Genomic DNA, 10,712 nt, shown 5'->3' with positions numbered 1-10,712 from the left:
GAATATGCGCGAATTTAATGCTCAAACAGAATAACAAATGAACCTGATATGCGGACTAGTGGACTCGAAATGGCTATCCAAAGACTCGTCCTGCTGGAGAGGTGGATCTGAGAGCGCGGAATAATCAATTATTTATGCTTTTAATTTTTTCTTGCATAACTTTTAGCCTAGCCAAGCCAGCTTCAATCATCTTAGATTTTTCTTCTAAGTAGTTTACTTTATTATCTAATAGTTGGATGATTTCTTGATAATCATCATGTGTCATTGAGTGAATTTCATCAATTGATTGATATTTTTCATCAATATCAACAAGCAACTTAATTTCAGAAAGCGTAAAGTCTAAACTTTTTAAATGTTTAATTTGTTCTAATCTTTCTAAATCAGCATCTGCATATTCTCTGGAATAACTTTCCCTGTTAGGTTTCACAAGTCCTAATTTTTCATAAAACCTAATTGTATCTTTTGATAGACCAGATAACTTAGTAATATCTTTTGTTTTCATTGTGATTACCTTTCTCTTGACGTAGACCATACTCCATCTTTTAAGATAAGTATATCAAATAGTAAAGGAGAATTTCATGATTTTATTTAGAATATTTATTTTTTTGTATGGTTTACTTACTGTAATTGCTGTTGGGGAAGAAGTTAAGGTTGAACAATTCAATTGGTCGCATCCAATCTATATTTTGTTAAGTCTTTGCTTAATGATATTTGCGGTAAAAACTGATCCAGAATGGCTATTGTATTTTGGATTGATTGCTCTTATCATTTTTGCAGTATTCAGGGGAGTGACAACAAACTCTTTCCATTGGACACATCTGATTGTCCGATTAATTACTTCAATTACGCTTGTATTCGTATGGAATTGGTTGAAATAAGATAACTAATGATTGTTGAATAAATCAATTATTAGAAGTTATCATACCTTAATTATGAAAAGTTTCTAAAAATTCAGGTAAAACACTAATTTAACAGTGTTTTACCTGATTTCTTGTTATTTTCAGTTTCTTACTATTGCTTGCGTTATATGTAACTATTATAAAATAAATGCTTATTACAGGGAAAGTATTAACCACTTAAAGTATCTTTTTCAATAATTCAAAAGAACGTTTGAGTTCCATTTTTTTTCGTAATATAATCCAAATAAAAGGAGACATGGATTGAAACATTACACTATAAAGCAAGTGAATGCACTTGAATATCAAATTTTACAAAAGTTTCTTTATGAGGCATTATTTCAACCGAATCCCAAGAATCTCTTTCCATTTTCGATTGTCGAGACAGCAGAACTCAATAAATATATTGATAAATTTGGCCAATTGATAGGCGATTATGCCATTGCAAGTTATGATGGAGAAAATCCAATTGGCTTAGTTTGGGTACGACTTGTTGAAGGCTATGGGCATGTGGATAGTAAAACTCCAGAATTGAATATCTCTATCCTATCCCCATATCGTGGTAAGGGGATAGGGCGTACATTATTACAGAGTATGTTCCAATTACTAAAAGACAAAGACTACAAACAAGTATCGTTATCTGTGCAAAAGGCTAACCGAGCTTTGACGTTGTATCTAGCGCTAGGCTTCGAAATTTATACCGAGGATGAAGAAACGTTTACAATGATTTATTCATTGATTAATAATGATTAAGTAGACAATTTCGAGTCCAGTTTGCTTTTCGTTTATAAGAAGTTTAATATGGGTAGATGATTAAGAAAAGAGGTTGTTGTATGCATGATTTTGTCGCGTTGGACGTTGAAACGGCCAATCAGAATCGCTATACTATTTGTTCCATCGGAATGGTACGTTTCAAATATGGCGAAATATTGGACAGTTATTACCAACTGATTAATCCAGATGAAAGTTTCTCATTGGCGAATATTCATGTTCATGGCATTCGAGAGCATGAGGTTATTTCTTCTCCGAGATTTTATGATATAACTAAACAAATTGAAGATTTTATTGGAGGGCGACCGGTTGTTGCTCATAATGCAACGTTTGATATGGGCGCTTTGAAAGATAATTTTAATCGTTATGGTTTAGAAATACCTGCCATTAAATATGCTTGTTCTTATCAGCTTGCAAGGGCAGTACGTAAGAACTTTTATAATTATAAATTAAGTACGATTGCGAATTACTATGGAATACCTTTAACGCATCACGACGCTTTATCGGATGCTAAAGCTGCAGGTCTCATTGTATCTAAGTTTGTGCATGAAAATCGTTTTTCAAACTTAGATCAATTAGTTAGATTTGCAGGATATCCCAATTATGGCGTATTGGGCGGTAGTGGTTTTAGAAAAGGTCGCACCCGTTAATTTTTAAGAGTCAGTCAGCAATTAGCTGGTTGGCTTTTTTTATAATATAAGGGTTTATAAGTTTTATATTGATTTATCAAGCTTTGTACTAAGCTCAGCTTAATTTTTCCAGGACGGAGGTCGCTTTCAAATTCTCAAGGTTTTGAGGGATTTTCCAGCTCAATCGACTAGGCTCTGTCTACTTCGCTTTCTTTATTAATAGTCAGAGTAAGCTACGCCACTTGAGCTATATAGCACTTTTGAAAAACCAGCAGGGTGATCAAAGTACAAAGACTGAATACGGCACTAGGAATCGTCCATCAGTGCGGAACTTTCGTCCACCAAATGCGGAGTTGTCGTCCACTGAATGCGAAAGTAATCGTCCATTCCGTTAATTGAAAAGAACAAGAGCCCAATATGAGCTCTGTTCTTAATCTTAGATAAGATGAGAATCTATTTCCATGCCTTTAAAAGCGTATGCAAGGCACTTAGTAAACATATTAATTATAGTGTCAGCCAAAGACTTATTTGACTTAGCAGCTAAAGGGAATGAACAAGCGAAGGTAGGTGCTGAGGAAGTCCATGATACTTTGGCTAGAAGTATGTATAATGTGGCTTTAATGCTAGACCCTGAACTCATTTTAATTGGAGGGGGTATCTCACAAAGAAATGATTTTGTATCCCCCATCCAAGTAAAGCTTGACCACTATTTAAAAGCAAACGGTGCAGGTGATTTGAAGATTAAGATTGATCGTTGTGAATTTCTGCAAAATGCGAACTTAATTGGTGCGGCGGTTAATTATCAAAATACAACAGATTAGAGCAATAATTGAGATAAATGGAAGATAGCTTACGAATTTAAATTTTAAGTGACTAGATTCATTTATGGATTAACTAATATTAATCAATTTCAATTTATTTTTATTGGACGGCATTAGAAATGAAAAATTAATTTATCTTCTAATGTCTTTTTTTGTACCTGTTTGATGATAAAAATGTCGTTTTTATGCGGTTTTATTGCTATAATGATAAAATATCAACATTATTAAGAATAAAATATAAAACATTAATGTTTGCGGAAATACAGGTAAAATACTGTTTTAACGGTGTTTATATAATGTTTCTAATAAACATTATAATTTGAATATTTTGAGATTATTTTAAAATTATATATTTTTTGATAATGTAAGCGGATACTTTAATGTCATTAATATGCTATTTTGGTCAGAGACATAGTAACCACTGTCATAAAATATTGATATGATAAAGACATCAAATGACATTAAGTAATTAATGGCAATAATTAGGAGGGGTTTTACGAGAAAATTGTTGGCGAAAAGTTGTTTAGCATTGACACTTAGTTCAGTTTTATTATCGTCTGCAGCATCATTAGTTAAGGTAAATGCTGAAGAAGGTAAAGTAATTAATATTTATTCATGGAATAATGAATTTCGTGACCGTGTAACGGCAGTTTATTCTAAAGTAGAAAGTACATCTGAAGATGGAACCGTAACAAAATTAACAGATGGTACTGAGATTCACTGGATTGTAAATCTTAATCAAGATGGTGTATATCAACAAAAATTAGACGAGGCATTATTAAGACAAGCAGACGCTAGTGCCGATGAAAAAGTAGATGTTTTCTTATCTGAAACTGACTATGTTAATAAATACGTTGACGAAGCAGTTGATGTGGCAATGCCACTAATGGATTTAGGCATTGATCCAGAAAAAGACTTAGCGGATCAATTTGACTTCGCTAAAGCAACACCTTCTGATCAAAGTGGCGTTCAAAGAGGATCTACTTGGCAAGGAACACCAGGGCTATTAGTGTATCGTCGTGATATCGCTAAAGAAGTTTTCGGAACCGATGATCCAGCAGAAATTGCTAAAAAGACTGAAAATTGGGATGTATTAAAACAAACAGCAGAGGAATTAAAAGATAAAGGTTATCATGTTTTCTCTTCTTATGCTGATACTTTCCGTTTATATGGTAATGCGATTGAACATCCATGGGTTGAGAAAGATTCAACTGTTATAAATGTCGATCAAAAAATTCTTGATTGGATAAATGATTCTAAAGAATGGAAAGACGCAGGCTATTTTGATGAGACAGTAAAAGCGCAATGGAATGATGATTGGAATAAAGCGATGAGTTCAGAATCTAAATCATTTGCTTTCTTATTACCAGCTTGGGGTATTGACTTCGTATTAAAACCGAACTGGAATGGCGAAGCAAATTCTTGGGCAGTAACTACACCTCCTCAAGAATTTAATTGGGGTGGTTCTTACATTCATGCAGCTGCTGGAACAGATAATGTCGAACATGCAAAAGAAATCATCATGGAATTAACAGCAAATAAAGATAACTTAATGAAGATTTCTAAAGAGTACTTAGACTTTACCAATACTAAAAGCGGTATGAAAGAAGTAAGTGAAGATGATACCTTCTCACATGAATTCTTAGGTGGACAAAATCCATTTACTTACTTTACACCTGTTGCCGAAAATATTAAAGTAGCACCATTATCAGCTTATGACCAAGCGTGTGTGGAAGAAATTCAAAATACATTTGGCGATTACTTCCAAGAACAAGTTACATTTGATGAAGCAAAAGCAAACTTTGAAACTGCGATTAAAGAACGCCATCCAGAAATTACTGAAATTAAATGGCCAGAATAATCAAATAAAATAATATTTAATAAGGCGAAGTAAGCAGTCGATAACTTGCTTTACTTCGCTTTATTTCTTGGAGGGAATGAAGCCAGCGATTGCGGTTCAATCCATTTTCGTTTTCGTAGGAGCATGGAATAATTACTTTATTCCAGCATTGATTATTGACTCAAAAGACAAAATGACTGTGCCAGTTTTAATTGCGACTTTACGTGGAGCGGACTTTATGAACTTCGATATGGCGAAGGTTTATATGATGATTGTGGTTGCTATCATTCCTATTGTGATTGTTTATCTGTTGTTATCTAAGTACATCATTGCTGGTGTTACTTTAGGAAGTGTGAAGGAATAAAAATATATAGAGAAAGAGGTTCGTTATAGATGAAAAAAAGTTCAAAGAAATGGTTGTCTTTATTATCGATTATGGCATTAGGTAATTTAACACCGATTAATATCTTAGCAGAGGATTCAACAAGTGTGGAAGAAACATCGATTGAAACACAAGAAGTTAAATCAGACGATTCAACAACGACAGAAAGCTCAAATGAAGGAACATCTAAAGTGGAATACGCTAGTGAGTACCTTGAAAAATACCAAGAGCAAGGAGTTAACTTTGAAGAGTATGGCTTTGTATGGGGCGATGAATTTGAGGGAGATCAACTAAATCGTGATGATTGGAATGTTGAATTGCATGAGCCTGGTTGGGTAAATGAAGAGTGGCAAGAATATATTGATGATGAAAAAGTTTTACAAGTAAATGATGGAAAATTAGTAATTCAACCAGTAAAAGAGTCAGTTGATGGTCAAGACCTGTATTATTCTGGTCGTGTTAATACACAAAACAAACAAAATTTTAAATATGGTTTTTTTGAAGCGAAAGTAAGAGTCCCTAAAGGGCAAGGCTATTTACCTGCATTTTGGTTGATGTCTGCAGATGAAAATGTCTATGGACAATGGCCGCGTGCTGGTGAAATTGATATCATGGAAATACATGGTAGTGATACGACTAAAAGTTATGGAACAATCCATTACGGTAATCCACATCGTGAAAGTCAAGGCGAAATGCAATTGACTAAAGGCGATTTTAACGAAGAGTATCATATATTTGCACTCGAATGGTTACCTGGAAAAATCAATTGGTTTGTCGATGGCCAATTGATTCATTCTGAAAGCGAATGGTATTCAAAGACAGAAGGACAAGGTGAAATTACCTACCCTGCGCCATTTGATTCAGAATTTTACGTGATTTTAAACTTAGCGGTAGGTGGTAGTTGGATTGGCTATCCAGATGATTCAACTGAATTTGAAGGACAATCCTTTGATATTGATTATGTCAGAGTTTATCAAAAAGAAACTTATGATGAAAATGTTAAAAAACCTTTACAAGAATTTACTGCACGTGAAGCCGATGAATCAGGCAACTACATTGTTAATGGTGATTTTTCAGAAAGCGAAGAATTATTGGATGAAGACAATTGGGTTTTCTTGACCACGCAAGGTGGCGAGGCAGAAGCGAGTATTGCAGATAATCAGTTATCGATTAATACCACTTCTGCGGGCGAGGTGGATTATAGTGTGCAGTTAGTTCAAGCTAATTTGCCAATGGAACAAAATTATCAATATCAAGTTAGCTTCACGGCTTGGAGTGACCAAGAACGTTTGGTTAAAGTGAATCTGACCGGTCCAGATAATGGTTATATTCGTTATTTTGAGGAACAAGAACTTGAATTAACCTCAGAACCACAAATGTTTGAGTTTGAATTTACAATGAATGAAGCTTCAGATGAAAATGGACGATTAGAGTTTAATCTAGGAGCCTACGATGAAGCCTCTCCATTTTACTTAAAAGGCGTCAGTGTGAAGCGTTTAGAAAAAACTGAAGCTTCTGATACGGCCGAAAGTAAAACCGTATTATCAGATGGTAATTATGTTTATAATGGTAAATTCCAAGAGGGTGACTATCATATTGGTTTTTGGCAATGGGACGGTGGTTCAATTGAAGAAGCTATTTCTCCGTTGGAAGACGGTCGCCGTTTAATTATTGCTGGAGGTAAGGAGAGTACCTTAATGCAAGAGCAGCTACCATTAGATGCTGGGGTAGAGTATGAAATTTCCCTAGATATTGAAGCTGAAGAAGACTTTACACTTAAAGGTAAGATTGGTGAATCTACATTCGAGTTACCTGTAGAAAAAGGGTTAAATCCTTATCGTTATAGCTTTACTTTAGAGGAGAATCAGATCGATAATACCGATCTAATTCTAAACTTTGATAATGTGAATGAAGTCAGAGTCGATAATGTAAAAGTGCAAGAAAATCGTTTAATTAAAAATGGAAGCTTTGATGCGGGCTTAACGGGTTATAATACATTTATTGATGCTTCTGCTAATGCAACGGTTGTGGTGGATAGCTTGAATGAGGACAATGCAGCTGATTTTACGATATATAATACAGGAGACCAAGCTTGGAAAATTCAATTGATTCAAGAACAAGTTCCTTTAATAAAAGGGAAGACTTATCGCTTAACCTTTAAGGCCAAAAGTAGTGTGGATCGTAGTATTATGTATGCTTTGCAACGAGATGGGAAAGCTGATGATGTTTGGACGACTTATTTGCCAGAACAGATTGTTCCTTTAAAGGCTGACTATCAAGAGTATAGTTATGAATTTGCGATGGAAGAACCAGATGATTTGCAAGCGATGTTGAGTATTTCGTTAGGTGCTGTGGAAGATAAAGTTATCGAACAAGAACATCGCGTAGTGATTGACGATATCGAACTAGAAGAAGTAAACTAAAGAAAAGACAATAAATGGAATGAAGTTGAGGTGTTAAAATGAACCCGTTGAATGATAAATGGATTATGAATTCCGATTTAGAACAAATCGGGATAAAGCACCGCAAATTATCAGAAGAGTAATTATTTTATAAAGCGGTAGCAGACGGAAATTTGGGTGCGATAGATAAAAATTTACGAGCAAATAAATTTATTGAAGTTGAAGGCGTAGGTAAACTATCCAAAAATTCTTTAGTAAATATCAAATATCATTTTGTCATCACTACCGCTATGGTGACACGATACTGTAGTAATTATGGCATACCTTTAACGCATCACGACGCTTTATCGGATGCTAAAGCTGCAGGTCTCATTGTATCTAAGTTTTTGCATGAAAATCGTTTTTCAAACTTAGATCAATTAGTTAGATTTGCAGGATATGCCAATTATGGCGTATTGGGCGGTAGTGGTTTTAGAAAAGGTCGCACCCGTTAATTTTTAAGAGTCAGTCAGCAATTAGCTGGTTGGCTTTTTTTATAATATAAGGGTTTATAAGTTTTATATTGATTTATCAAGCTTTGTACTAAGTTCAGCTTAATTTTTCCAGGACGGAGGTCGCTTTCAAATTCTCAAGGTTGTGAGAGATTTTCCAGCTCAATCGGCTAGGCTCTGTCTACTTCGCTTTCTTTATTAATAGTCAGAGTAAGCTACGCCACTTGAGCTATATAACACTTTTGAAAAACCAGCAGGGTGATCAAAGTACAAAGACAGTCTAATATAATTTAAAACGTAAGTTCCTCATGCTAAAAAAAGACGAACCCAAAGGGTTCATCTTAGTATATTGTAACTCAATTAACAATACTCTGAGGTTTGCCGTCGAGATAAGCTAATGTATTCTCAAACGCAATATGAGCGCGTAAAACCATTGCTTCATCTGTTAAGTAAGCTACGTGTGGCGTCAGCACAGTATTTTTTGCTGATAATAACGGATAGTCTGAAGGAATAGGTGGTTCCATATCAAAGACATCAATACCAGCTCCAGCAATTTTACCAGCATTCAGCAAATGAGCTAAAGCCTCATTATCAATAATTGGGCCTCTAGCACAGTTAATGAGTATGGCTGATTCTTTCATCAGTTCAAGTTTTTCTTTTGAAATTGTACCACGTGTCGAATCATTTAGAGGTAAGTGAATTGAGATGATATCACTTTCGGCCATCACTTCATCTAGGCTCTTGTATTCAATGCCCATTTCTAATGCTTCGGCTTTCTCTGAACGGCTATAAGCAATAACATTTGCGCCAAAAGCTTTAAATAATAGAGCAGTCATCAAGCCAATTTTACCAGTTCCGATAATTCCGACAGTTTTACCTTTGATTTCTCTACCTTGGATTAAACCAGGGAAGTTGTCTGCTTGTCGAATATCTGAATCGCCTTGAGTCATTGAGCGATAAACATCTAAGGTTAAGCCGATGACTAATTCAGCGACAGCTTGATTAGAGTAGCCAGCGGCATTCGCAATCGCGATATTCTTTGCTTTAGTGGCACTAGCGTCGACGTGGTCAACACCAGTGAAAGCAACGTTAATTAATTTTAGTTGATCCAGTGCTTCAATAACCTCCGCCGGATAAGGATTATTCGCAATCATCACGATATCTGCTCCTTGACTGCGTTTGATTAATTCTGCTGGATCAGTCGTTTTATCGGAGTAATACTCAAATTCATGACCTCGCTCAGTAATGCCTTGACCTAAAGATTGAATTAAAGCTTCAGGTACACGAAGTGGTTCTAATAAAGTAACTTTCAATGAAAACTTCCTTTCTCTATGTTAATGTTCAAATCTTGGCGAAAACCTGATAAAAGAGTATACTAGTTTCAGGTATAGCAAAATATGTATGATTTCATTATATCAGATTATGAAACGAACCACCTGAAATATACAAGCAAGTCAGAAAATAGATTGAGATGGAGAGAGAGCATGGAGTTGTTTAAGTCAGTAAAAGTCACAGATAGAATTACACGAATTGAAATGCCCTATGTGTGTGCCTATTTAATCGAAGGCGACGACAAGGCGATTCTTTTAGATACAGGGTTTGGCTATGGTGATTTAAAAGCGTTTGTCGATACACTCACGACGTTGCCTTATGAAGTCATTTTGACTCACGGACACCCAGATCATGCTGGAGGCAGTGTACAATTTGAGACAGTATATATTCATCCCCGAGAGTTTGTTGCTGCGGAAAGAGATTGTTCAATTGAAAATCGTCGCAGAATACGTCAACACGTTGTCAAAAAATTAGGCATTCTGGACGAAGATATGTCGATGTGGCTACCACAACGTACAGAAGCATTTCTACCAATCACTGAAAAAGATGTCTTTGATTTAGGCGGTGTTACATTAAAGCCAGTTTTAGTGCCTGGTCATGCACAAGGAATTATTTGCATCGTCATACCAGAAGAAAAAATAGCTATTTTTGGTGATGCTTGTTCAGACCCAACCTTATTAAATTTAGATGCCAGTACAACTATTCGAGAACATCTGCAAGGCTTGTTGCACTTACGAGAATTTGAGAAGATGTTTGATCGAGTCTTGATCAATCATAGTGAATATGAATTGCCAAAAGATGTATTGGCTAATAATATTTTGTTAGCAAATAATATTCTGCATGGTGTTGACGATAAAATTCGAATCAGAATGTCAGGGAATATCTCGTATTCAGCTCGCCCAAATCGGACGAAGAACAAATATCAAATGATTCCCGTTGGGAATATTTTATACCGCGATGATAAATTATAAATAAAAAATTAAATTTTTATTTACTTTTTCTTCAAGGTATAGTAGATTAAACATTGTAATTAAGATTACAAAAAATTTGAAAGGAGCAATTATGATGATTAACTTAGTATTGAACACAAAACAAGTAAAATTGAATAAACAAACTCCTTTCGTGGTTAATAAAATCTAATTGCTTGC

At 35.1% G+C, this 10,712-nt stretch carries 11 protein-coding genes; 9 read left to right on the top strand and 2 right to left on the bottom strand.

From position 1 onward, the window contains the following. Positions 1–124: 124 nt before the first annotated feature. A complete protein-coding gene (locus tag GF867_RS10525; RefSeq protein ID WP_172974012.1) occupies positions 125–502 on the bottom strand; it encodes a MerR family transcriptional regulator in 378 nt (125 codons plus the stop codon). 76 nt (positions 503–578) lie between these two features. Between GF867_RS10525 and GF867_RS10520 the strand changes: the two genes are divergently transcribed. The 8 genes from GF867_RS10520 (at position 579) to GF867_RS10485 (ending at position 8,235) form a co-directional block, all read left to right on the top strand. Continuing rightward, complete coding sequence (locus GF867_RS10520; protein ID WP_153833066.1) at positions 579–878, top strand: hypothetical protein; 300 nt, start codon at positions 579–581, stop codon at positions 876–878. Positions 879–1,160: 282 nt separating this feature from the next. Continuing rightward, a complete protein-coding gene (locus GF867_RS10515) occupies positions 1,161–1,649 on the top strand; it encodes a GNAT family N-acetyltransferase (RefSeq protein ID WP_153833065.1) in 489 nt (162 codons plus the stop codon). Positions 1,650–1,729: 80 nt separating this feature from the next. Then, positions 1,730–2,317, top strand: a complete 588-nt coding sequence (locus tag GF867_RS10510) for a 3'-5' exonuclease (protein WP_172974011.1) — start codon at positions 1,730–1,732, stop codon at positions 2,315–2,317. A 440-nt stretch (positions 2,318–2,757) separates the two neighbouring features. Then, on the top strand, positions 2,758–3,117 hold the full coding sequence (locus tag GF867_RS10505) for an ROK family protein (RefSeq protein WP_153833063.1): 360 nt from the start codon (positions 2,758–2,760) through the stop codon (positions 3,115–3,117). A gap of 508 nt (positions 3,118–3,625) precedes the next feature. Next, positions 3,626–4,978, top strand: coding sequence for a carbohydrate ABC transporter substrate-binding protein (locus GF867_RS10500; RefSeq protein ID WP_153833062.1), 1,353 nt, complete (start codon positions 3,626–3,628; stop codon positions 4,976–4,978). Between the two features lie 76 nt (positions 4,979–5,054). Next, positions 5,055–5,321: an ABC transporter permease family protein gene (locus GF867_RS10495; RefSeq protein ID WP_253940803.1), complete on the top strand. Its 267-nt coding sequence runs from the start codon at positions 5,055–5,057 to the stop codon at positions 5,319–5,321. 29 nt (positions 5,322–5,350) lie between these two features. Further along, positions 5,351–7,762, top strand: a complete 2,412-nt coding sequence (locus tag GF867_RS10490) for a carbohydrate binding domain-containing protein (RefSeq protein WP_153833061.1) — start codon at positions 5,351–5,353, stop codon at positions 7,760–7,762. Between the two features lie 152 nt (positions 7,763–7,914). Continuing rightward, positions 7,915–8,235, top strand: coding sequence for a hypothetical protein (locus GF867_RS10485; RefSeq protein ID WP_153833060.1), 321 nt, complete (start codon positions 7,915–7,917; stop codon positions 8,233–8,235). Between the two features lie 353 nt (positions 8,236–8,588). Here the strand turns inward: GF867_RS10485 and GF867_RS10480 are convergent, their stop codons facing one another. Continuing rightward, complete coding sequence (locus GF867_RS10480; RefSeq protein ID WP_153833059.1) at positions 8,589–9,545, bottom strand: 2-hydroxyacid dehydrogenase; 957 nt, start codon at positions 9,543–9,545, stop codon at positions 8,589–8,591. Positions 9,546–9,716: 171 nt separating this feature from the next. Here GF867_RS10480 and GF867_RS10475 point away from each other — a divergent pair, with 171 nt between their 5' ends. Beyond that, positions 9,717–10,535, top strand: a complete 819-nt coding sequence (locus GF867_RS10475; protein ID WP_172974010.1) for an MBL fold metallo-hydrolase — start codon at positions 9,717–9,719, stop codon at positions 10,533–10,535. Positions 10,536–10,712 lie beyond the last annotated feature (177 nt).

This window comes from Fundicoccus ignavus (assembly GCF_009659375.1).
Taxonomy (GTDB): domain Bacteria; phylum Bacillota; class Bacilli; order Lactobacillales; family Aerococcaceae; genus Fundicoccus; species Fundicoccus ignavus.
Note: the sequence above shows the minus strand (reverse complement) of the source record. Positions and strands in the feature narration are given on the sequence as shown.